At 65.1% G+C, this 22924-nt stretch carries 22 protein-coding genes and 2 tRNA genes; 14 read left to right on the top strand and 10 right to left on the bottom strand.

Annotated elements, in window-relative coordinates:
* The first annotated feature begins 426 nt into the window (after window positions 1–426).
* The 4 genes from gyrB (at window position 427) to ACLMAL_RS05060 (ending at window position 6426) form a co-directional block, all read left to right on the top strand.
* Window positions 427–2481 carry a DNA topoisomerase (ATP-hydrolyzing) subunit B gene (gene gyrB / locus ACLMAL_RS05045; RefSeq protein WP_411998001.1) on the top strand — a complete coding sequence of 685 codons (2055 nt, stop codon included), beginning with the start codon at window positions 427–429 and terminating at the stop codon, window positions 2479–2481.
* A 61-nt stretch (window positions 2482–2542) separates the two neighbouring features.
* Complete coding sequence (gene gyrA / locus ACLMAL_RS05050) at window positions 2543–5059, top strand: DNA gyrase subunit A (RefSeq protein WP_328407750.1); 2517 nt, start codon at window positions 2543–2545, stop codon at window positions 5057–5059.
* Between the two features lie 38 nt (window positions 5060–5097).
* Window positions 5098–6219 (top strand): DUF3566 domain-containing protein, encoded by a 1122-nt coding sequence (locus tag ACLMAL_RS05055; RefSeq protein WP_411998002.1) that lies wholly within the window; start codon window positions 5098–5100, stop codon window positions 6217–6219.
* Window positions 6220–6352: 133 nt separating this feature from the next.
* Window positions 6353–6426: transfer RNA gene (locus ACLMAL_RS05060), tRNA-Ile, on the top strand.
* Window positions 6427–6988: 562 nt separating this feature from the next.
* Here the strand turns inward: ACLMAL_RS05060 and ACLMAL_RS05065 are convergent.
* Together ACLMAL_RS05065 and ACLMAL_RS05070 are read right to left on the bottom strand one after the other, a co-directional pair.
* A complete protein-coding gene (locus ACLMAL_RS05065) occupies window positions 6989–7504 on the bottom strand; it encodes an SRPBCC family protein (protein WP_411998003.1) in 516 nt (171 codons plus the stop codon).
* A complete protein-coding gene (locus ACLMAL_RS05070) occupies window positions 7497–7835 on the bottom strand; it encodes an ArsR/SmtB family transcription factor (RefSeq protein ID WP_411998004.1) in 339 nt (112 codons plus the stop codon). Before ACLMAL_RS05070 ends, ACLMAL_RS05065 begins: the two co-directional genes overlap by 8 nt.
* Window positions 7836–7919: 84 nt before the next feature.
* On the opposite strand from ACLMAL_RS05070, the gene ACLMAL_RS05075 reads away from it, so the two are divergent.
* On the top strand, window positions 7920–8411 hold the full coding sequence (locus ACLMAL_RS05075) for an SRPBCC family protein (RefSeq protein ID WP_411998005.1): 492 nt from the start codon (window positions 7920–7922) through the stop codon (window positions 8409–8411).
* Between the two features lie 139 nt (window positions 8412–8550).
* Here ACLMAL_RS05075 and ACLMAL_RS05080 read toward each other — a convergent pair.
* Window positions 8551–8623 (bottom strand) — tRNA-Ala (locus tag ACLMAL_RS05080).
* 568 nt (window positions 8624–9191) lie between these two features.
* Between ACLMAL_RS05080 and ACLMAL_RS05085 the strand changes: the two genes are divergently transcribed.
* A complete protein-coding gene (locus ACLMAL_RS05085; protein ID WP_378673343.1) occupies window positions 9192–9299 on the top strand; it encodes a DLW-39 family protein in 108 nt (35 codons plus the stop codon).
* Between the two features lie 353 nt (window positions 9300–9652).
* Here ACLMAL_RS05085 and ACLMAL_RS05090 read toward each other — a convergent pair whose 3' ends face one another.
* Window positions 9653–10363: a YoaK family protein gene (locus ACLMAL_RS05090; protein ID WP_411998006.1), complete on the bottom strand. Its 711-nt coding sequence runs from the start codon at window positions 10361–10363 to the stop codon at window positions 9653–9655.
* 135 nt (window positions 10364–10498) lie between these two features.
* Here ACLMAL_RS05090 and ACLMAL_RS05095 point away from each other — a divergent pair, with 135 nt between their 5' ends.
* The 3 genes from ACLMAL_RS05095 to ACLMAL_RS05105 all read left to right on the top strand — a co-directional run bounded on the left by ACLMAL_RS05095 (window position 10499) and on the right by ACLMAL_RS05105 (window position 14196).
* The gene (locus ACLMAL_RS05095) at window positions 10499–11437 is read left to right on the top strand and encodes an acyl-CoA dehydrogenase family protein (protein WP_411998007.1); all 939 of its coding nucleotides are present in this window, start codon (window positions 10499–10501) and stop codon (window positions 11435–11437) included.
* Between the two features lie 885 nt (window positions 11438–12322).
* Window positions 12323–13342 (top strand): ATP-binding cassette domain-containing protein, encoded by a 1020-nt coding sequence (locus ACLMAL_RS05100; RefSeq protein ID WP_411998008.1) that lies wholly within the window; start codon window positions 12323–12325, stop codon window positions 13340–13342.
* Between the two features lie 35 nt (window positions 13343–13377).
* A complete protein-coding gene (locus ACLMAL_RS05105; protein WP_328412561.1) occupies window positions 13378–14196 on the top strand; it encodes an ABC transporter permease in 819 nt (272 codons plus the stop codon).
* A gap of 13 nt (window positions 14197–14209) precedes the next feature.
* Here ACLMAL_RS05105 and ACLMAL_RS05110 read toward each other — a convergent pair whose 3' ends face one another.
* Window positions 14210–14422: a hypothetical protein gene (locus ACLMAL_RS05110; RefSeq protein WP_328407778.1), complete on the bottom strand. Its 213-nt coding sequence runs from the start codon at window positions 14420–14422 to the stop codon at window positions 14210–14212.
* 212 nt (window positions 14423–14634) lie between these two features.
* Between ACLMAL_RS05110 and ACLMAL_RS05115 the strand changes: the two genes are divergently transcribed.
* Together ACLMAL_RS05115 and ACLMAL_RS05120 are read left to right on the top strand one after the other, a co-directional pair.
* Window positions 14635–15162: a peptidylprolyl isomerase gene (locus ACLMAL_RS05115; RefSeq protein ID WP_411998009.1), complete on the top strand. Its 528-nt coding sequence runs from the start codon at window positions 14635–14637 to the stop codon at window positions 15160–15162.
* A gap of 4 nt (window positions 15163–15166) precedes the next feature.
* A complete protein-coding gene (locus tag ACLMAL_RS05120; RefSeq protein WP_411998010.1) occupies window positions 15167–16039 on the top strand; it encodes a rhomboid family intramembrane serine protease in 873 nt (290 codons plus the stop codon).
* 53 nt (window positions 16040–16092) lie between these two features.
* Here the strand turns inward: ACLMAL_RS05120 and ACLMAL_RS05125 are convergent, their stop codons facing one another.
* A complete protein-coding gene (locus tag ACLMAL_RS05125; RefSeq protein WP_411998145.1) occupies window positions 16093–16566 on the bottom strand; it encodes a PH domain-containing protein in 474 nt (157 codons plus the stop codon).
* Window positions 16567–16665: 99 nt separating this feature from the next.
* A complete protein-coding gene (gene crgA, locus ACLMAL_RS05130) occupies window positions 16666–16929 on the bottom strand; it encodes a cell division protein CrgA (protein WP_328407784.1) in 264 nt (87 codons plus the stop codon).
* 204 nt (window positions 16930–17133) lie between these two features.
* Here crgA and ACLMAL_RS05135 point away from each other — a divergent pair, with 204 nt between their 5' ends.
* The 3 genes from ACLMAL_RS05135 to ACLMAL_RS05145 are packed head-to-tail and all read left to right on the top strand — an operon-like array spanning window position 17134 to window position 18943.
* Window positions 17134–17778, top strand: a complete 645-nt coding sequence (locus ACLMAL_RS05135) for an aminodeoxychorismate/anthranilate synthase component II (RefSeq protein ID WP_411998011.1) — start codon at window positions 17134–17136, stop codon at window positions 17776–17778.
* Window positions 17775–18473 (top strand): RibD family protein, encoded by a 699-nt coding sequence (locus ACLMAL_RS05140; protein ID WP_411998012.1) that lies wholly within the window; start codon window positions 17775–17777, stop codon window positions 18471–18473. Before ACLMAL_RS05135 ends, ACLMAL_RS05140 begins: the two co-directional genes overlap by 4 nt.
* The gene (locus tag ACLMAL_RS05145; RefSeq protein WP_411998013.1) at window positions 18473–18943 is read left to right on the top strand and encodes a deaminase; all 471 of its coding nucleotides are present in this window, start codon (window positions 18473–18475) and stop codon (window positions 18941–18943) included. The genes ACLMAL_RS05140 and ACLMAL_RS05145 overlap by 1 nt, the downstream gene beginning before the upstream one ends.
* Before the next feature lie 4 nt (window positions 18944–18947).
* Here the strand turns inward: ACLMAL_RS05145 and ACLMAL_RS05150 are convergent, their stop codons facing one another.
* From ACLMAL_RS05150 to ACLMAL_RS05160, 3 genes are all read right to left on the bottom strand, one after another.
* On the bottom strand, window positions 18948–19367 hold the full coding sequence (locus tag ACLMAL_RS05150; protein WP_328407791.1) for a CBS domain-containing protein: 420 nt from the start codon (window positions 19365–19367) through the stop codon (window positions 18948–18950).
* Between the two features lie 121 nt (window positions 19368–19488).
* Entirely contained in the window at window positions 19489–21393 is a 1905-nt protein-coding gene (pknB, locus tag ACLMAL_RS05155) for a Stk1 family PASTA domain-containing Ser/Thr kinase (protein WP_328407793.1), read from the bottom strand.
* On the bottom strand, window positions 21390–22913 hold the full coding sequence (locus ACLMAL_RS05160; protein WP_411998014.1) for a protein kinase domain-containing protein: 1524 nt from the start codon (window positions 22911–22913) through the stop codon (window positions 21390–21392). Before ACLMAL_RS05160 ends, pknB begins: the two co-directional genes overlap by 4 nt.
* Between the last annotated feature and the right edge of the window lie 11 nt (window positions 22914–22924).

A 22924-nucleotide genomic window follows, 5' to 3' on the forward strand; every position in this document is an offset into this window, starting at 1 on the left:
CCGACGCCCCGGCTCGGCACTGGGCATACGATGCCTTGGAGGGCTCGTCACCTGCCTCGACTCTCCCGCTCCCAGCCCTCGCGCGGCAACCGAAATCTCGTCCCGAACGAAGCCTGGCAAACGACGGCGAAGCCGGGGCGCGGGCGACAACTCTCAGGGCAGCCGAGATGGATCGAAACCCTCGGAAGGCGGAACGGACCCGTTGTCGCTCGATTTCTCGCATCCACGGAGCCGCCAGGGGTGTCGTAGGTGCATTGTGGCTTGGGTCTACCAGTAGGATGGTGACGTAACTAGCGGCGATACCTTCGGCGCGTTCGGCACAGCCCGCGCGTGGACCCCTGAATCTCGAGCAGAAAAAGACCAGGCCCCACGTGTGCTATCCGACCGCTGTGCCGAGGATCAGCAAGTAAGGAGAGCTACCGACCAGTGGCTGCCAACGACTCCAATGAATCGGGCTCGACCAACGCGACATCGGGCAAGCAGGATTACGGTGCCTCCTCCATTACGGTCCTCGAGGGACTCGAGGCGGTCCGCAAACGGCCGGGCATGTACATCGGCTCCACCGGCGAGCGCGGCCTGCACCACCTGATCTGGGAAGTCGTCGACAACTCCGTCGATGAGGCGATGGCCGGATACGCGAGCAAGGTCCAGGTCACGCTGCTCGCCGACGGCGGCGTCGAGGTCGTCGACGACGGCCGCGGTATTCCGGTGGCCATGCACGCACAGGGCGTGCCGACCATCGAGGTCGTCATGACCCAGCTGCACGCGGGCGGCAAGTTCGACTCCGATTCCTACGCGGTGTCCGGCGGTCTGCACGGTGTCGGTATCTCCGTGGTGAACGCGCTGTCGTCCCGGTTGGAAGCCGAGATCGACCGTGACGGCTACCACTGGACCCAGAGCTACAAGGCCTCAGAGCCGGGCAAGCTGGTCCAGGGCGAACCTTCCAAGAAGACCGGAACCACGATCCGCTTCTGGGCCGATTCCGAGATCTTCGAGACCACCACCTACAACTTCGAGACGGTCGCGCGCCGCCTGCAGGAGATGGCGTTCCTGAACAAGGGCCTCACCATCATCCTCACCGATGAGCGCGTCACCGACGCCGACGTCATCGATGAGGTGGTGAGCGAGACCGCCGAGGCGCCCAAGCACGCCGACCCGAACGCGCCTGCCGCGCCGGTCGAGCACAAGGTGAAGACGCGGACCTACCACTACCCGGGTGGTCTCGAGGACTTCGTTCGGCACATCAACAGGACCAAGCAGGCCATCCACAACTCTGTCGTCGGGTTCACCGGCAAGGGCACCGGGCACGAGCTCGAGGTGGCCATGCAGTGGAACTCCGGTTACTCGGAGTCGGTGCACACCTTCGCCAACACCATCAATACCCACGAGGGCGGTACCCACGAAGAGGGCTTCCGCGCAGCGCTCACCACGGTGGTCAACAAGTACGCCAAAGACAAGAAGCTGATCAAGGAGAAGGACGGCAGCCTCACCGGTGACGACATCCGTGAGGGTCTCGCCGCGATTGTCAGCGTGAAGGTCAGCGAGCCGCAGTTCGAGGGCCAGACCAAGACCAAGCTCGGCAACACCGAGGTCAAGTCGTTCGTGCAGCGCACCTGCAACGAGCACCTCGCGCACTGGTTCGAGGCCAACCCGGCCGACGCGAAGACCATCGTGAACAAGGCGGTCTCCTCGGCACAGGCGCGCGTCGCCGCGCGCAAGGCGCGCGAGTTGGTGCGTCGCAAGAGCGCGACCGACCTGGGTGGACTGCCCGGCAAGCTGGCCGACTGCCGGTCCAAGGACCCGAGCAAGTCCGAGATCTACATCGTGGAGGGTGACTCCGCCGGTGGCTCGGCCAAGTCCGGCCGCGACTCGATGTACCAGGCGATCCTGCCGTTGCGCGGCAAGATCATCAACGTCGAGAAGGCCCGTATCGACCGGGTACTCAAGAACAACGAAGTCCAGTCGATCATCACCGCCTTCGGCACCGGCATCCACGACGAGTTCGACATCGGCAAGCTGCGCTACCACAAGATCGTGCTGATGGCCGACGCCGACGTCGACGGCCAGCACATCTCGACACTGCTGCTGACGCTGCTGTTCCGCTTCATGCGTCCCCTGGTCGAGCACGGGCACGTGTATCTCGCGCAGCCGCCGCTGTACAAGCTGAAGTGGCAGCGGTCGGATCCGGAATTCGCCTACTCCGACCGGGAGCGCGACGGGCTGCTCGAGGCGGGTCTCGCCGCGGGCAAGAAGATCAACAAAGACGACGGTGTCCAGCGCTACAAGGGTCTCGGCGAGATGAACGCCAAGGAGTTGTGGGAGACCACCATGGATCCCGCGGTGCGAGTGCTGCGTCAGGTCACCCTGGACGATGCTGCCGCGGCCGACGAGCTGTTCTCCATCCTGATGGGTGAGGACGTCGAGGCGCGTCGCAGCTTCATCACCCGCAATGCCAAGGACGTTCGCTTCCTCGACGTGTAGCCGACGTGAATTGCGCTGCGTCAACGCGAATTCCACGTCCGGTTCCTAAGGAGACCTACAGATGACTGAAACCACGCTGCCACCGAACGGCGGAGCGGGCGACCGGATCGAGCCGGTCGATATCCAGAACGAAATGCAGAACAGCTACATCGATTACGCGATGAGCGTGATCGTCGGCCGCGCGCTGCCCGACGTGCGTGACGGCCTGAAGCCGGTGCACCGGCGCGTGCTGTATGCGATGTACGACAACGGCTATCGGCCCGACCGCGGGTATGTGAAGTCCGCCCGCCCGGTCGCCGAGACCATGGGTAACTACCACCCGCACGGCGACGCCTCGATCTACGACACCCTGGTCCGGATGGCCCAGCCGTGGTCGCTGCGCTACCCGATGGTCGACGGCCAGGGCAACTTCGGTTCCCGAGGCAACGACGGCGCGGCTGCCATGCGGTACACCGAATGCCGGCTGACCCCGCTCGCAATGGAGATGCTGCGGGAAATCGACCACGAGACGGTCGATTTCGTCCCGAACTACGACGGTCGCTCGCAGGAGCCGACCGTGCTGCCCGCTCGGGTGCCCGCCCTGCTGATGAACGGCAGCAACGGCATCGCGGTCGGTATGGCGACCAATATCCCGCCGCACAACCTCAACGAGTTGGCCGAGGCGATCTACTGGGCGCTGGAGAACTACGAGGCCGACGAGGAGTCGACCCTCGCGGCTTGTATGGAGCGGGTCAAGGGCCCGGACTTCCCGACCTACGGCCTCATCGTCGGTGGTCAGGGCATTCACGACGCCTATACCACCGGTCGCGGTTCGATCCGGATGCGTGGTGTCGTCGAGATCGAAGAGGACAACCGCGGGCGCACCACGATTGTCATCACCGAGCTGCCGTACCAGGTCAACACCGACAACTTCATCAACTCCATCGCGGAGCAGGTGAAGGACGGCAAGATCGCCGGCATCTCCGATATCCACGACGAGTCCTCCGACCGTGCCGGTATGCGGATCGTGGTCACCATCAAGCGCGATGCCGTGGCCAAGGTGGTGCTGAACAACCTCTACAAGCACACCCAGCTGCAGACCAGCTTCGGCGCCAACATGCTCTCGATCGTCGACGGCGTGCCGCGCACGTTGCGCCTGGATCAGATGATCCGGCTCTACGTCGAGCACCAGTTGGAAGTCATCGTCCGGCGCACCCGCTACCTGCTGCGCAAGGCCGAAGAACGGGCCCACATCCTGCGCGGTCTGGTCAAGGCGCTCGACGCGCTCGACGAGGTCATCGCGCTGATCCGACGCTCGGCCAACACCGACACCGCGCGCACCGGCCTGATGCAGTTGCTCGATATCGACGAGATCCAGGCCACCGCCATCCTCGACATGCAGCTGCGCAGGCTGTCTGCCCTGGAACGGCAGAAGATCGTCGACGAATTGGCCAAGATCGAGGCCGAAATCGCCGACCTCAAGGACATTCTCGAAAAGCCGGAGCGGCAGCGTGCGATCGTGCGCGACGAGCTGGTCGAGATCGTCGAGAAGTACGGCGACGAGCGGCGCACCAAGATCGTGGCCAACGACGGCGACATGGCCGACGAGGACCTGATCGCTCGCGAGGACGTGGTCGTCACTGTCACCGAGACCGGCTACGCCAAGCGCACCAAGACCGACCTGTACCGCAGCCAGAAGCGCGGCGGCAAGGGCGTACAGGGCGCGGGCCTCAAGCAGGATGACATCGTCAAGCACTTCTTCATCAGCTCGACGCACGATTGGCTGCTGTTCTTCACGAACAAGGGCCGGGTCTACCGTGCCAAGGCCTACGAGCTGCCCGAGGCGAGCCGGACCGCGCGCGGTCAGCACGTTGCCAACCTGCTGGCGTTCCAGCCGGACGAGAAGATCGCCCAGATCATCCAGATCAAGGGCTATGAGGACGCTCCTTACCTGGTGCTGGCCACCAGGAACGGCCTGGTGAAGAAGTCCAAGCTTTCGGACTTCGACTCCAACCGCAGCGGCGGCATCGTTGCGGTGAACCTGCGCGACGAGGACGAACTGGTCGGCGCCGTGCTGTGTTCGGCCGAGGACGACCTGCTGTTGGTTTCGGCGCAGGGCCAGTCGATCCGGTTCTCCGCCACCGACGAGGCGCTGCGTCCGATGGGCCGCGCCACCTCGGGTGTACAGGGCATGCGGTTCAATGCCGACGATGAGTTGTTGTCGCTCAACGTGGTTCGCGAGGGAACCTATCTGCTGGTCGCCACCTCGGGTGGCTACGCCAAGCGCACCGCCATCGAGGAGTACACGGCCCAGGGCCGCGGTGGTAAAGGCGTATTGACTATCCAGTACGACATCAAGCGTGGCACCCTGGTCGGTGCGCTCATCGTCGACGACGAGGATGAGTTGTATGCGATCACGTCCGGAGGAGGAGTTATCCGGACGGCGGCGAAGCAGGTTCGTAAGGCTGGACGGCAGACCAAGGGCGTGCGATTGATGAACCTCGCCGATGGCGATACGTTGCTTGCTATCGCGCGCAATGCCGACGAGCCCGAATTGGTCGACGGCGACGACGACACCACCGGTTCTCCCCAGCAGTAACCCCCAGCGGCGGCAACGAACGGATCTAAGGATTCCCATTGACCACTCCGAATCAGCCGAATGACGAGCGGCACCAGACGAACGGCGTGACCGAACGGATCGCACCGTCACCGATTCCGCCTCGGCCGATCCCTCGGCCGGTCGCTTCGGCCGAGAACGGGCAGCAGGGTGGCCCGCAGGGTGGTGCCCAGCCGCATGAAATGTCCAACCAGCAGGGCGATTTCGCCTCCCAGCAGGGTGGTCCGCAGCAAGCGGCCGCGCAGCAGGGTTCGCCGCAGCAGTCGGCGCCGGAGCAGAACTCCGGCGCCGAGCGGCCCGAATCGTTCGACCAGCAGACGGCGCGGATGAACAACTCCCCAGAGTCCAAGCCGTCCAGCGGCAGCGATAAAGCACCCGGCAACGGTGGGGGCCCGTCGCCCTACCAGCAGGACGGCTGGGCGCAGTTGCCGCAGCGTGAGCCGCAGTCCAACCTGTACCGCCCCGGTCAGGCGCCGGTGACCGGTCGTCCGGGCACCGGGTCGGGTGGTCTCGGCGGCGGTGGCGGACTCGGTGGCAGCACGAGCAACGCCCGCACCACCGCTGACCTCGCGGCCAAGGCGGCCCGCAAGGAAGCGGCAATGGTGAAGTCGGTCGGCATCGACGGACCGACGCGCAGCATCGCGCGGCCGGAGCTGATCAAGGACATGCCGGACCTCTCCGAGATCCGCCATCCACTGCCCCCGATGATGGAGTCGACGGGTCCGCAGCCGCCCATCTCGCCCGCAGTGCCTGTCGCGGTGGCCGCGGCTGTCGTCTCCGGTGAGCCGCTGCGCGCCACTGTGCAGATCCGCAGGATCGATCCATGGTCCACCTTGAAGATTTCGCTGGTGATCAGCGTGGCGATGTTCTTCGTGTGGATGCTCGCGGTCGGTCTGCTCTACATCGTGCTCGAGGGCATGGGTGTGTGGGAGCGGCTCAACAACACCTTCACCGACATGGTGTCGCAGGACAGCGGTTCGGTGGGGATGATCGACGCGGGCACGGTCTTCGGCTACGCCGGTGTCATCGGTCTGATCAACGTGGTGCTTTTCACCGCGCTCGCGACCGTCGGCACCTTCATCTACAACCAGTGCTGCGACCTCGTCGGCGGCATCCAGATAACCCTGGCCGACCCCGACTAGGGACGATTTCCAGCCGGCCGGTAGCGACCCTGCACAGGGCCGCTACCGGCCGTTTTGGTCTTCGGCAGGCCGGTAGGGTAATCTCGTGCCTCGGTTCGGTTAACAGCTTCGGCGGGGAATCCGGACAGGTTGAGGGCCTATAGCTCAGGCGGTTAGAGCGCTTCGCTGATAACGAAGAGGTCGGAGGTTCAAGTCCTCCTAGGCCCACTCACAATACATTCACTCTCCTCCAGTCTTGCTGGATTCAATTTCGTGTGGTCAGTCTGGTTTCAGAGTGTCGCGACCCTTGGGCCCGAAATCTCATCTGCCTTCTCCCGCAACAGATCTGATTGCCGAGTTGGTCGTCGTCGAGATGTGCCGGTGCTCGAGATCAAGTGCGGCACCTGGATTCGAAGTTGGCGTCGACCGAATGGCTGCCGGTTTTCCGGCCGTCTCACTGGCGTCCAGGACGACGTTCGCGGCAAGTGCCACCCGTCCCTGTAGCCGCCGAGCGCCGTTCCTCGTCGCGAATATGCCCATTGCTGCGGTTCATTCGCTGAACGGCTACCCGAGCAGACTGATTCGCGTGCGACAGGTGGGTGATGGCGGCGTGCCCGAGTCCGCGTAGCTCGGCTGTGGCGTGACACGCCGCCATGCAAGTGCCTCGGCAAGCTCTGAGGCGGTTGTGGAGCCTAGGGGAATCCGAACCCTGTATCTCTGTCGGAATGGCTGTGCTCGAGCGGTTGAGCTGAGGCCATGACCAGGTCGTTCGGCACCGTTACGTTGCAGGCTAGGGGAGTGTGGCGTCGTATCGGCTCTGGAGTGCGGCGATTTTTGGCCAGAATTTGTCGGGCGCACGTTGTTCGAGGCGGGCTTGCAGGATGTCGAGGTGTGTGTGCCAGCCGGAGGCGATGTTGATCATTTCCCGGCGGGTAGGGAGCTTGGTGTGGGTGACGGTGAGCCGGACTTTCTCGCCGGCCTGCTCGAGTGTGAACGTAACTTCGGAATCTGCGAGATCGCCGCTGGTGCTCCAGGTGTGGCGCAGCCGGTGCGGCGGATCCCATTCGAGTACCTCGCCGTGTCTGCGGTCGGCGATATCGGTCGCTTTACCTTCGCCGGTGAGGTCGTGGATGCGGAAGACGTGTTCGATGCGGCCGCCGGTGTGTGGTTCCAGCAGGCCGCCGGCCAGCCAAGTTGCGCGCTTGTCGACGTCTGTCAGGTAGATCCAGACCCGTTCGATCGGTCCGGGTAGCAGCCGTTCGACGCGAATCGTGGTTGTGTCGACGACCTCGCCGTAATCACTCATCGTGTTCCTCCTGTCGCAGCGCGGTTTCCAGTGCATCGAGGCTGTCGTTCCAGAACCGTTCGTAGAAGCGCATCCACTCGGCGCCTAGCTCGAGCGGGCGTGCGTCGAGCCGGCACATGTGCGTGCGCCCCTGCACTGTACGACGCACGAGACCAGCGCGTTCGAGCACCTTGATGTGCTTCGACGCAGCGGCGAGCGAGATATCGAACGGTGCTGCCAGTTCGCCGACACTGTGCTGGCGTCGGGCAAGGCTGTGCAGCATCGAACGGCGTGTGGAGTCCGCTAGCGCGTGAAACACGATGTCGAGCTGATCTCCAGGATTCCCAACCACAAGGTTGAATATTACTCACATGCGAGATACATTCAACCTATCGGTTGAATATTGCCGATTCCCCCTACTCCGATGGAGAAACCCATGACTGAACAGAGTTTCACGACGATGATCTCTGTGGATCGAGCTGCGAAGGTGGCTTTCGACGCTGTGCTCGACGTGCGCGGCTGGTGGTCGAAAGCGCTAGTCGGGAGCACCGAAAACCCTGGTGACGTGTTCACATACGAAGTTCCGGGCGTGCACCGCAGCACTATGGAGGTGGCTGAGGTGGTACCCGACGAACGGGTTGTCTGGCGGGTGCTGGATGCGTGGATGGATGGTGTCGAGGATCCGACCGAATGGAACGGCACGCAGGTACAGTTCGAGATCACCGAGTCCGGCGCCACGACCGAGCTGCGTTTCACCCACGTCGGCCTGGTGCCGCAGTTCGAGTGCTTCAACGCCTGCCGCAAAGGCTGGAGTTTCTATGTCGACACGAGCCTGCGTCATTTGATTGCCACCGGGACCGGCCGGCCCGACGAGGACCCGCAAGCGATCGCGCTGTCGGCGGAGAAAGCCGCAGCGGCTTCCCGATAGCTGATTCTGTGCCATCGTCGTGGCCGCATGGTGCCGCCACCCAGGGCAGTGACCATCCGGCCGCGACGGCGGCACGACCGGATTGCGGACACAGGTGGGGCAAGATTATGAGTCTTTCCTCTGACCTGCATCTTTATTGTGGAGCCTAGGGGAATCGAACCCCTAACCCCTGCCTTGCAAAGGCAGTGCTCTGCCAATTGAGCTAAGGCCCCTTCACCGCTCATCGCGGCACGCAATCTATGAATGCGCCCTCGGAACGTTACCTGCCAACTGTTCGCAGCGTCAAAACAGCCTGCTGCCGGGCGGCGGGTTTATCGAGTGATATAGCTGACATATCGCGCATATGTACAGGTCAGGAGAGGATTTGGGTGGCTTGGTGTGGTCGGCGATTCGGCCGCCGGCGCGTGCTTCGAGGGTTGCGGCGCCGCGCCCGGTCGTCGGTATCCGAGTTCGGGTAATCAACCAGCGATGCCTTTCGTGAGTCGCCCTCGTTGCTCGGGTATCACGCGGGCGAGGTCGTAGGCACCTTCGTCGGGGTATCGACCGGGCCACCGGCGTGGTCGCTCATCGGCGTGGTCGCCGCCGAGCGCGAAACCATAAACGGTGCTGGGAGATTCGCACCGTCACATGATGGGAACGCGTTGTCTTTGCGGGGCATTGCCGAGGATCACCCTGGTTCGGCCATTCGTACCAGCTGACCAGTCGCGGCCACGCCGGTCCGGCCGTCCCCGGCGCAACGTCTCCTGGGCTCACCCTGAACACCGCAGTACGCTGGAAGCCATGAAACTTCTTCTGACGGTCGGTGTTGTGGTCGCGGTTCTCATCGGAATCACCAAACTGCGGAAGCGCGACGATGCAGACCTGTGGCACGAGGTGACCACCCGCTGATCGCGGGTTACCGATCACCGGGCCCTCAGCTCGATCGGCAAAGCGGCCGGAGTCAGGGTTCGGACACCAGACTCGACAACCAGAGGCGAGCGCTCCAGCAGAGCGTTCGCCTTTTCTTTGGCGTGTCGTTGTCGACGCTTCTCATCGCGCCGTTGTCGGTGTCACTCATCGTGCCGTTGCCGGGAGCATGCATCGTTGCTCTGTGGGACCTCGCCTGACCTATCCAGTGGAGACTTATATCGCCGCCATTTAGTAGATGGCCGAATCCATTTGTGCCGCTTTCTTTCCCGCATGTGGTGACCAGTTGTTTGTGCGGTGTTGTGTGCGCTGGGCGCTGCCTTCGTTTCGGGCCGTCACGTTTCCTTCGGCGGTCCGTGGCGGTCCAGGTGCAGGTAGGTGTAGCAGGTGACGATGAGGCAGACAAAGGTGGCGGTGATCAGCATCGCCCAGCCTGCGACAACGAGGCTGAACAGACCGCCGAGCAGTGCGCCGAGTGCGAATGCCAGGTAGAGCAGGAAGTAGCCGAGCCAGTCGGCGTAGGTGCCGCCGCTGAGGTGGCGTTCGAAGCCCTGCGCCATTTTGACGAGCGTGCCGGTGACATAGCTCAGCGGAATCGATACTTCGTCGTTCTTGACGAACGAGGTGTTGAGCGCGCCGACACCGAAGGCGACGAACAGGATCGGGACGAGGTCGATCTTGTCGGTGTCCAGCGCCTGGTAGATCCCGATGTCGGCGATCGAGGCCATGGCGAGGCTCGCGGTGGTGAGCAGGGTCGGGCCGTGCGGATGACCGGACCAATAGCGCCTGCGGCACCAGGAGGCGACCACCACGCCGGACAGGAACGACACCAGTAGCAGGGTCGCCGCGACCGCCATGTCGGGCTCGTGGTGGAAGTAACCGAGAACCGCGCGCTCGGTGTTGCCTGTCATGAAGGTGACGAAGTAGCCGGCGGTGTGCATGAATGCCGCCGCGCCGATCAGTCCGGCCAGCCCGGCGAGCACCCACGACAGTCTGGCTTTGGCATCGTATAGCGCTCTTCTACGGTCTTCGTCCAGTTCGGGCACAGGTCGAGCTCCTTTCGAAGCGGTCGGGCCACTCAGTGATACCTGCTGATCCTGTGAATAGCCCGGTGCACCGCCGCGTGATTTGCTGAGATGCGGCCCTGCCGAGAGCATTCGACCCGGGGGTACCGTGCAGGCGTGGATTCAGTGCTCGACTACCTGCTGACCGAAGCTGTCGATCCGGCGCCCATCGACACCATCGCGGACGCGTGGTCCAGGCATCGAGCGGTCGTACCTCGGTTCGCCACGCCGGTGGATGTGGCGATCGCGGGCGGGTTCGGCGCCGACCGTCTTGGTTTCGCGTTCCTGTCCGGTTATCAGGAGGCGTTGCGGACACTGATCGCCGACCTGCCCGCCGACGAACTGGTCGCGGTATCGGCGACCGAGTCGGGTGGCGCGCATCCATCGGCGATCCGTACGGCGCTCGTGGAGACCGACGGCCGCTGGTCGGTGCATGGCACCAAGTCGTTCACGACGCTCGGCATCATGGCGCAGCGGCTGGTGGTGATCGGCAGTTCGGGTGAATCGCCGGACGGCCGCAACCGCCTGCACGCGGTGCTGGTGGATGCGGACGAGCCGGGTGTGCGGGTGACGAACCTGCCCGCCGTCCCGTTCGCCCCCGAGATACCGCACGCCACAGTGACATTCACCGACGCCGCGGCGCGGATGCTGCCAGGGGACGGCTACCTGGACTACCTCAAACCCTTCCGGACCATCGAGGACATTCATGTGCTTGCCGCGGCGCTCGGCTGGCTGATCCGGGTCGCCCGCGAGTCCGGGTGGCCGCAACCGGTGGTGCAGCGGCTGCTTGCCGCGGTAGCGGCCGTGCGCGGTCTCGATATCGACCGGCCCAGTTCGCCTGGCGTCCACGTCGCACTCGGCGGCGCGTTCGAACTTCTCGACCGGCTGTTGGCGGAACTGGAACCGCTGTGGGAGAGCGCGGCCCCAGTCGTCATGGCGCGCTGGGAGCGCGATCGCCCGCTGCTTGCGACGGCCGGAAGGGTACGGGCGCAACGGTTGACGGCTGCCTGGCGTTCGCTGGCTGCCGAGGCGGAACACCGCAGCTCAGCGAGCTGACCTGGCCTAGAAATGGGGAGCGGGCCTCGGCGAAGGGGGGGAGTTAGCCGAGGCCCGCGTAAGGTCGGCCCGGGGGGGAGGGGCCGACGAGAACGATCCTACGCGATGATCCGCGATTCTGGGTGCGTGGGGATCGCCACTTTCCAAGATTTTTGGGGTTGGCTTATTGGGCTGCGGAATGCGGGCCGAGCGCCCGACCGGAGGGTGTCGATCGGCCCCGGGTAGGCGATGGCTTACTGTTTGCCAAAACTGTTGTTGTACAGGAAGTTACGTTGCTGCTGCTGGCGCTGCCCCGCCATTTCGGTGCGCCTTCAGAAAACATTCCGACCGGTCTCCGTGTGTCATGGATCGCGCGCCCGGGACGTTCCGAGGCGGTGTCGCGGCGGATGTGCCGCGTGTCGCGGCAGCGGGAAAACGGGGCGGCCCAGCACGCGCGGCGACAGAGTATGTCGTACCCCGATGCGAACATGTGTTCGTGCGAATCGCAGCCTGCCGTAGTGGTGGGAAAACAGCCGAACACGGTGACCGACCGGCCTGGTTCCTACCTTCCACGCCGGCGAATCCGTACCGAGACGAGTACTGTGCACGGCCGAATCGGGTAGTGGGCTACGCGCGATCGAGCAACGAGACGGGCGGGATGATCGAACCGGTCGCATCCCGATCCGGCACCCCCGAGCACCGCCTTGGCCGGGATGCGGCCTCTTCTTTTTTCTCCGGCCCGACTCGGTTCGACCGAGCTGTCGGCAAATCGGATGAAATTGTCGGTGCCCACGGCAATACTGACTCGAGTATCGGTCGGTTACCGGTTCAGCGAATTCGACTCGGCACCGCAGGCCGGCGTCATCAGAACTCCGACATCGACAACTCACGAACGTCAGGAGAATCATGCCCGACGCAATAGTCGCCGAGGGTCTGGTCAAACGCTACGGCCGGCTGGTCGCCCTCGATGGCCTCGACCTATCGGTGCCGGAGGGCACCGTGACCGCACTGCTCGGACCCAATGGTGCAGGTAAGACCACCACGGTCCGAGTGCTCACCACGCTGCTGATACCGGATGCGGGCCACGCGACCGTCGCAGGCATAGACGTACTGCGCAATCCGCAAGCGTTGCGGTCGCGAATCGGAACGTCGGGTCAGTATGCGGCCGTCGACGAATATCTCACCGGCTTCGAGAATCTGGAAATGGTGGGACGTCTCTATCACATGGGCGTGCAGCGCAGTAAGGAGCGGGCTCGTGAACTGCTCGATCGATTCCGGCTCACCGACGCGGCAGATCGGCCCGTCAAGGGTTACTCGGGCGGTATGCGGCGCAGGCTCGACCTGGCAGGCGCGCTGGTAGCGAATCCGCCGATGTTGTTCCTCGACGAGCCCACCACCGGCCTGGATCCCCGGGCGCGTCTCGACCTCTGGGATGTCATCGAGGAATTGGTCGCAGGCGGAACCACGTTGCTGCTCACCACGCAGTACATGGAGGAGGCCGACCGGCTGGCCGACGCCATCGCGGTGATCGACCATGGCAAGGTCATCGCTCGCGGCACCGCGGACGAGCTGAAGACCCTGGTCGGCGGCGACCGCATCGAGCTCACCGTCGATCATGCCGACAACCTCGCTACCGCGCAGCAGGCGCTGCAGGGTCTCGCCGACGGCGAGATCCATCTCGAGCCCGGCTTGCGCCGGATCACCGTTCCGGTCAGCGACGGCTCGCAGGCGCTCGTCGACGCCATCGGCTTGCTGACCCAGCACAACGTGCAGATCCACGATGTCGGTCTGCGGCGTCCCTCGCTCGACGACGTCTTCCTGACCCTCACCGGGCACGAGGCCGAGGAGTTGACCAACGGCGACGGTCCCGTCGCATCAGGTAAGCGCGGGGACCGGCTCGAAGCGACGGAAGGAAAGATCCGATGACCGCGGCGACAACGGCGCCCGAACCCAGCATCTCGATGCCCGTCGGTGAACGACTATCGATCGTGTTCACCGACAGCGTGACCATCGCCAAACGCAATGTCATCAAGATCAAGCGTGTGCCCGATGTGCTGATCTTCTCGACGCTATCGCCGATCATGTTCGTGTTGCTGTTCGCCTACATTTTCGGGTCGGCCATCGAGGTGCCCGGCATGTCGGGCGGATATCGGGAGTTCTTGATCGCGGGCATCTTCGCGCAGAGCGTGGTGTTCGGCGCGACCTTCACCGGAGCCGGTCTTGCCGAGGATATGCAGAAGGGCATCATCGACCGATTCCGGTCGCTGCCGATGGCGCCGTCGGCGGTGCTGGTCGGCCGGACGCTCAGCGATGTGGTGATCAACGTGGTCAGCCTCGTGGTGATGTCGCTGACCGGTCTTGTCGTCGGCTGGCGGATCCGCGGTTCGTTCCTCGACGCGGTGCTGGCGTACGTGCTGTTACTGCTGTTCGCCTATGCGGTGTCGTGGATCATGGCTGTCGTCGGACTGCTGGTCCGGGCGCCGGAGGTGTTCAACAACGCCAGCTTCATGGTGATTTTCCCGCTGACATTCCTCGCCAACACATTTGTGCCGCTGGAGAACCTGCCGACGGTGCTGCGGGTATTCGCCGAATGGAATCCGGTGTCCGCGGTCACCCAGGCCACTCGCGAACTGTTCGGCAACACCAGCCCGATGGCGCCGCAATCGGACGCCTGGTCGATGCAGCATCCGGTGGTGACGACGCTGGCCTGGGTGGTGATCATCCTGCTCGTGTTCATCCCGCTGGCTCTGCGTCAGTACCAGCGGACCGTGAGCCGCTGACCGAAAGCCGAGATCAGCGACCGTTTTCCGCGCCGGCTTCCGCCAAGGGAGTCGGCGCGGAGCCATTGCGGGAGTATCCGATCCGCGGCGGTGCCGGGGCCGGCTCCTGGGCCTGCGGTCGTTTGCTGCGCACCAGCCAGGCCACGCCACCCGCCAGTGCGACAAGGGTCGCGACCAATAGCCGGTTACGAGTACGTGCAGATACGTGAAGGCGCCCCAAGCTCATTCGACCACTCTGGCACAACCCCGCGATTCGCGCAGAATTGCAACGATGACGACTTGTCTCGGTGGTACCCGCGTAATTCACCAGGTACGCCCAGAGATCTGCCCCGCGTTCAACCGCCGGACGCCGCGGAACGTTCGGCGCGCTTGCAGATCGCAAAAAGACGCGGAGCCCGGTTCCCTGCGCAGTCGCCTGAGCGTGGCACGATGGGCGGCGTGACCTCACCGAATCAGACCGCTGTTGCGACGGTGCACACCAACCACGGTGACATCAAGATCTCGCTCTTCGGCAACCATGCTCCGAAGACGGTGCGGAACTTCGTCGGCCTCGCCGACGGCACTGCCGAGTACACAACAAAGAACGCGAGCGGTGGAACCTCTGGACCGTTCTACGACGGCGCGGTCTTCCACCGGGTGATGGACGGCTTCATGATCCAGGGCGGCGACCCGACCGGCACCGGTCGCGGTGGACCCGGCTACGAATTCGGTGACGAATTCCACCCGGAACTGCGCTTCGACCGCGGCTACCTGTTGGCGATGGCCAACGCGGGACCGGCGACCAACGGGTCGCAGTTCTTCATCACCGTAGGTCCGCAGCCGCATCTGAACCGCAAGCACACGATCTTCGGCGAGGTCGTCGATCCGGATTCGCGCAAGGTTGTCGATGCCATCGCCACCACGCCGACCGATCGCAACGACCGTCCGAAGGAACCTGTCGAAATCTCGAAGATCACGATCGAATAGACCGATGAACGCTCAGCCGCCCGCACCGACCTGTGTCCGCCACCCCGATCGCCCGACGGGCCTGGCTTGCACGCGCTGTGGGCGGCCCGCTTGCCCCGAATGTCTGCGACCCGCCGCCGTCGGCCAGCACTGCGTCGACTGCCTGCGCCAGGAGCAGCGCGATGTGCGCCAGGTGCGGACAGCCGCGGGTGCGCCCGCCGCACAGAAACCGATCCCTTACGTCACCTATGCGCTGATCGCGGTGAACGTGCTGGTGTTCGCGGTGACCGCGGCCCAGTCGCGCAGCCTGGTGGACAACTACAACGGGTCTCAGCTGTTCCGGCGCTGGGTACTGGTTCCGCACCTCGTCGCCGACGGTGACTGGGTGCGCGTGATCGGATCGGGGTTCCTGCATTACGGCCCGATCCACCTGATGCTCAACATGTTCGCGCTGTATGTGGTCGGCCGGGATGCCGAGCTGGTGCTCGGACGGCTGCGCTATCTCGCGGTCTATCTGGTCTCGCTGCTCGGTGGGTCAGCGGCCGTGATGGTTCTCGCGCAGAACAGTGCGACAGCCGGTGCGTCTGGTGCGGTGTACGGCCTGTTCGGTGCGATCACGGTGATCCTGATCCGATTGCGGCAGAACCCCAATCAGATGTTGATCCTCATCGGCATCAACATCTTCATCAGCTTCTCGCTGCCCGGCATCTCCATGTGGGGCCACCTCGGCGGTCTGAGCGCGGGCACCCTTGCGACACTCGGCATCCTGTTCCTCCCGGCCTGGCTGCGCGCGAAATCACAGGAGACCGCGGGCCTCATCGGCTGGCTGGCGATCGCCGCGCTCGCAGTCGTCGCGCTCTCGGTGACCGGTGTTGTAGCGGCATCGCTCGCCGCCTGACGGGCCCGCACTGTCCGGCTTCACGTGAAACGGTGCTGCTACCGCCGGCGCTGCTAGTAAGCGGTCGGCTGCGCAAGCCCGTGTTCGACCAGCGTGTCGAAGACGTCCACGGGGCTCGCGCCGAGATCCCAACGGCCGAAGATCAGCAGCCGCTCGGCACCGTCGTGCTGCACGTCGATCTCCAGCATGGGCGTTTTGCGGCCGAGGCGGCGATAGCTGACCACGCGGGCACGCACGATCTGACCGCGGGTGTATTCGGTTGGGCCGACCAGGCTGCGCACCACAAGGCGTGGCTGCGGACCCGGGGTCACCGAGAGCCGTGGTCGCTGGCGGAAGCCGAGCCCGGCAAGCACGAGCAGTCCCACCGCGGCCAGCCCGATGAGCAGCCTGCTCGCGGCCTCATCGGCCAGGACCGCGGCGGCCGCCAAGACCACGCCGCCCACCGTGACCGCGATCAGGGCAGGGGTGGGAGTGGTCCAGGCGATGCGTGGGTCAGGTGTCCTGGACTGTGGACTTTCGGGATGCATGAGCCGCTTTCCCCAATCGTTCCTCGAGTTGTCCACAGGGTCATCCACAGGTGTGAATGAATGACACGTCTGTAATCCGGGGTTCGGGCGCGCGAAACCTCAGCGCCACCGCATGGTCATGATCAGACCGACGACCATGAGGCCGAAGCCGATCAGGAAGTTCCAGGCGCCGAGATCGGCCATCCAGCCGATCTTGTCGTTTGCCAGGTAGTAGACGAGCAGCCACACCAGCCCGGCGAGCATGAAGCCGAGCATGATGGCGACGTACCAGACCGGGGAAGGTCCGGCCTTCACCTTCACCGGCGTCCGGCTGGCAGGGTTGATCGTATAGTCGGTCTTCTTACGGACCTTCGACTTGGGCATGACGTCCTCGTGTTCGGCGTGCAGGTCGGTACCGGCAGGACAGCGACAGTGGAGTTGGGTCGAACACCACCCGCCGCGACGTCCGATCCGGGGTCAGCCGGGACCGGTCCGGGCGAGGCTGAAGTCCCCTCCGGTGTGCCTCTAGGCTATCCCAACTGGTAATGGATGCGACGCTGTGCCATACGGCCACGTAATCTCGATCTCATGCGTGTATTGGTCGTCGACAATTACGACAGCTTCGTATTCAACCTGGTGCAGTACCTCGGCCAGCTTGGCGTCGAGGCCGTCGTCTGGCGCAACGACGACCCGCAATTGGCCGATGTGGACGCCGTCGCGGCCGAATACGACGGCATTCTGATCAGCCCCGGCCCCGGCTCGCCGGACCGCGCGGGCGCGAGCATCGACCTGGTACACGCCTGTGCGCGCCAGCTCACCCCACTGCTCGGAGTGTGCCTCGGCCATCAGGCGATCGGGGAAGCGTTCGGCGCCACCGTCACCCGCGCGCCGGAGCTGCTGCACGGAAAGACCAGTTCGGTATTCCACCTCGGCGTCGGGGTGCTCGCGGGCCTGCCCGACCCGTTCACCGCGACCAGGTATCACTCGCTCACCGTCCTCGAAGCGACGATCCCCGACGACATCGAGGTGATCGGTCGCACCGAGAGCGGGATAGTGATGGCCATGCGGCACCGCACGCTGCCGATCCACGGCGTGCAGTTCCATCCCGAATCGGTGCTGACCCAGGGTGGGCATCGGATGCTGGCGAACTGGCTCGAGGTCTGTGGCCAACGTCCTCCCGAGGGCCTGGTGGAGATCCTCGAGGCGGAGGTCGCGTCCTTGGTGTCCCAGTGACGCGTCCATATGTCCTGCTTTCGGTCGCGGTCAGCATCGACGGCTACATCGATGACGCCGGCCCCGAGCGATTGCGACTCTCGGACGAAGCCGACTTCGATCGGGTCGATCAGGTGCGCGCGGAATCCGACGCCATCCTGATCGGCGCCGAAACGCTGCGCCGCGACAATCCACGCCTGCTCGTCAACGACCCGGACCGGCGGGCCGAACGGATCGCCGCCGCGGGCAAGCCCGAGTATCCACTCAAAATCACCGTCACGGCGAGCGGCGATCTGGACCCCGAGCTGAACTTCTGGCACCACGGCGGGGACAAACTCGTCTACACCACCGAGGCCGGCGCGGCGCGGCTCGGTGACAGGTTGCGCGGTCTCGCCGAGGTGGCCATCCTCGGCGCCGATATTGATCTCGGCGCGCTGCTCGATGATCTCGGTCGCCGCGGTATCGCCCGCCTCATGGTGGAGGGCGGCACTCGAATCCACACCGCATTCCTCGCGGCCGACCTCGCGGACGAGTTGCACATGGCCATCGCGCCGATTCTCGTCGGCGACCAGGCCGCGCCCCGCTTCCTCAACCCCGCCGCATATCCGGGCGCTCCACGCCGGCGGATGCAGCTGGCCGATATCGCCAGGATCGGCGACATCGCCCTGCTCATCTATCTGCCCAAGGCGACCACCGACATCACGCAGGACCGGTGATGACGAAAGCTCCCCGCGCGCACGAACAGGACCGCCAGTTCATGCACCGGGCAATCGAACTGGCGCGAATGTGCCCACCGAGCGATACCGCTTTCTCGGTCGGCGCGGTCATTGTGGTCGACGGCGCGGAGATCGCTACCGGGTACTCCAGGGAGACCGATGCCAAGGTCCACGCCGAGGAGTCCGCGTTCGACAAGCTCGATGCGGATGATCCTCGGCTGGCCACGGCGACGATCTACAGCACGCTGGAACCCTGTTCCCAGCGCGCCACCCCGACACGGCTGCCGTGCACCGACAGAATCCTGGCGGCCCGGGTGCCCCGCGTTGTCATCGCCTGGCGGGAACCGACGACCTTCGTCACCAACTGTGTCGGTGTGGAGAAATTAAGGCAGCACGGCGTCGAGGTGCTCGAGCTGCCCGACCTGGCCGAGGCGGCCATGTCGATGAATCGGCACCTGGATTTGCGCTAGCGGGTCAGGGCCTGCCGTAGACGGCTGTCACGAACTCGCCGAGCTGGTTGTCGTCGAGGTGCCTGGCCAGGTCGGCTTCGCTGATCATGCCGACGAGACGCTTGCGCTCGATCACCGGCATCCGCTTGATTCGGTGGCTCTCCATTTCGTCGAGCACCTCATCGATATCGGCGTCGGCGTCGATCCAGCGCGGCGTCGCTTCGCACAGCTCTTCGGCTCGGGTGGTGGCAGGCGGCCTGCCCTGAGCGATGCATTTCACGACGATGTCGCGGTCGGTGATGATCCCGCACATCCGCTCGTTCTCACCTGCGATCACCAGAGACCCGACCCCGAGTTCGGCCATGATCCGGGCGGCCTTGCCGACGGTGTCGTCCTTGGAGATCCACTGGGCCCCGGGCTTCATGATGTCCCTGGCAGTGGTCATTGGGCTACCTCCTCGTATGCAGCGTCCTTGGATGGAGCAGCTGATGGGATGAAGCAGCCTCATTCTCGCCCGGACAACACCGACCGGTTTGTGTTTTCGGGTTATCCGGGCGAGCTCGTTATCAGGGCGGTCCGAGGACTCCGGTGCTGATCGCGACCGTGCCGTTCTTCGCGATCGAGGAACCGGCCGCGGGCTGCTGGCCGAGGATGCGGCCCACACTGCTGGTGTCGAAAGTGCCCTGGGCGGACTGATTGATCTGGCCCGCGGTTCCGGTCCAACCGGCTTGACGTAATTTATCCAGCGCCGCGGCGGGAGTCAGACCGATCAGCGTCGGCATGGTGATCTGGTCACCGGTGGAGATCTGCACGGTTACCGCGGAGCCCTTGTCCGCGGTGGTGCCACCTGCCGGGAATGTCCCGATCACCTCGCCCTTGGGCTTCGATGACTGGACCTCTTGCACGACTACCTTGAAGCCATTGCCCTCGATGTTCGGCTGCGCGATGTCGATCGATTGGCCGATGACGTTGGGTACCCGTACCGCTTCTGGACCCGTGCCGATGGTGATGATGACGGGCGAACCCACGTCGACCTTGGAACCCGGCGACGTGTTCTGATCGATGACCGTGTCCTTCTCGGTACTACTCGAGGCCTTGCGTTGGACGTCGGGACTGAGCTGCAATCCGATGGAATTGAGCTTCTGCTCGGCCTGCTGCTGATTGAGTCCCGTCAGCCTCGGCACCTGCACCTGGGCCGGCCCGGTGGAGACCTGGACGGTGATGGTGCTGCCCTCGGCCACCCGGGAACCGCCGAGCGGCTGGGTCGAGATGACATTGCCGGTGGCGACCTTGCTGTCCGGCTTCTGCTGGATGGCCACGGTGAAGCCGAGCTTCTGCAGCGTCTCCTGGGCTTGCTGTTGCGACTTGCTCGAAAGATCGGGCACCGCAATCTGATCCGGCTTGCTTCCCGGCCCGATCAGCACCCAGAACAGGGCGAAGGCCACCGCGACAGCGGCGGCGGCGCCGACCGCTATGTAGATGTTGCGACGCGGGTCCGATGGCTCCGCCGGTTCCTGTTCTGCGGTGTCGTCGTTGCGCTCGACGGTGCGGAAGGTGCGCGGCGGCGGTTCGTTGGCGCCGAGGATCGTGGTGCGGTCCTCGTCGGTCATCACCATCGGCGCGCTCGGCTTCTGCCCACCGAGCACCCGGATCAGGTCGCCACGCATCTCGGCGGCGGTCTGGTACCGGTTGGCCGGATTTTTGCTCATCGCCTTGAGCACAACGGAGTCCAGCTCACGGGGCACCCCGGAGTGCACGTGCGAGGGCAGCCGCGGATCCTCGCGCACGTGCTGGTAGGCCACCGCCACCGGCGAGTCACCCGTGAAAGGCGGTTCGCCGGTGAGGATCTCGAACAGCACACAGCCGACGGAATACACGTCGGAGCGGGCGTCGACGGTCTCGCCGCGCGCCTGCTCGGGTGAAAGATATTGCGCGGTGCCGATGACCGCCGCGGTCTGGGTCATCGGGTTGGCGGCATCGGCGATCGCGCGGGCGATGCCGAAGTCCATCACCTTCACCGCGCCTGCGCGGTTGATCATGATGTTGGCCGGCTTCATGTCCCGGTGCACGATCCCGGCCTTGTGGCTGAAATCCAGTGCGGCACAGACGTCGGCGACGACCTCCATGGCCCGGCGCGGTGGCATCGGGCCCTTGCCGCGCACGATATCGCGCAGCGTGTCGCCGTCGACGTACTCCATCACGATGTACGGCAGCGGCCCACCGTCGACCTCGGCCTCGCCGGTGTCGTACACCGCGACGATCGCCGGATGGTTCAACGCGGCCGCGTTCTGCGCCTCCCGCTTGAAGCGCAGATAGAAGGTGGGGTCACGGGCGAGGTCCGCGCGCAGCACCTTGATCGCCACGTCGCGGCTCAGCCGCAGATCGCGGGCCTTGTGCACCTCGGACATGCCGCCGAACCCGATGATCTCGCCAAGCTCGTAGCGCGAGGAGAGGTTCTTCGGGGTCGTCATGGCTGTCCTTGCGGAGGAGGGGCTGCGCCGAGGGTGCCCGAGGGTCCTCGGGCACCGGGACTATCCGGAAATGGTAGGTCGAGCGTGGGGAAGCGCGACCTGGTGGTGGTGGTTGGCGCCGTTGTCTTCGGTGGTTTCGTCGTGCTCGGCGCCGTGGTGCTCGGTGCAGGCGTCGTGGTCGGCGGTTCTGTGGTGGTGGTCGGCGGTTCCGTTGTCGTCGGCGGCACCGTTGTCGGCGGTTGCGTCGGGGGCGGCTCCACCGGCTTCGGTGTCGTAGTGACCGGTGGTGGTGGTGGCAGCGGCACCGTAGTCGGCACCACCGTCGTGGTCACGGGCTTCACCGTGTTCGGATTGGTGTCGCCGCCGAACAGCAGGTAGGTGACGACGCCGCCGAGGATCAGCGCACCGATACCGAGCCCGCCGAGCCACTTCTGCGTCGAGGTGAACCGCTGGCCGTTGCCCGGTGGTGTCGCGGGACCCGCCGCCGTAGAACTCAGCACGGTCGCCGGTGCTGCCGCGTGTGCCGCGCCCACGGGCTGACCCGGGGTCGAATAGCGAACGGTCGCGCCGTTGTCGTAGCTGTGCTGCCCGGACGGCAGCATCACCGTCGGGCCGGGCGGCAGCACCCTGGTCGCGCCCGTGGTGAGCGCTCCCGCACCCGATGCGGCGCCGCTCGGCGATGGTGGCCGGCGTCCGGCGCGGACGGCGGCGACAGCGTCGGCGAACTCGCCGCCGCGCGCGTACCGGCGTCCCGGCTCCTTGGCCATCGTGATCTCGATGAGTTCACGCACGTTGGCGGGCAGATCCGCGGGCATCGGCGGCGGGGTATCGCGCACATGCTTCATCGCGACGGTGATCGCGCCATCGCCGGTGAAGGGCCGCTGGCCGGCCAGCGCCTCGTAGCCGACAACACCGAGGGAATACACGTCGCTCGCGGAGGTCGCGTCCTCGCCGACCGCCTGCTCCGGTGCGATGTACTGCGCCGTGCCCATCACCATGCCGGTCTTGGTCACGGGGGAGGCATCGACCGCCTTGGCGATGCCGAAGTCGGTGATCTTCACCTGACCGGTCGGCGTCACCAGGATGTTGCCCGGCTTCACATCGCGGTGCACGACGCCGGCCTGGTGCGCGACCTCCAGTGCGCGGCCGGTCTGCTCCAGCATGTCCAGACCCTGGACGACCGAGAGCCTGCCGAGCCGGTTCAGCACCGTGTTGAGCGGTTCGCCCTGGACCAGTTCCATCACCAGGTAGGCGGTCTCGCCGCCACTGGGGTCCAAGGTCTCGCCGTAGTCGTAGATTCCGGCGATACCAGGATGATTCAGCTGGGCGGTGGTCTTCGCCTCGGTGCGGAACCGGTGCCGAAAGGTGGGGTCGGCGGAGAACTCCGACTTGAGCACCTTGACGGCCACCCGGCGATCCAAGCGCGTGTCGAGCGCCTCCCAGACCTGACCCATTCCGCCCGTGGCAATCAGGCGTTGCAGCCGGTACCGGTCGGCGATCATCGCGCCGTTGTTCAGCATCGGGGCCCCCG

This window comes from Nocardia sp. CWNU-33, from assembly GCF_046764895.1.
Classification (GTDB): domain Bacteria; phylum Actinomycetota; class Actinomycetes; order Mycobacteriales; family Mycobacteriaceae; genus Nocardia.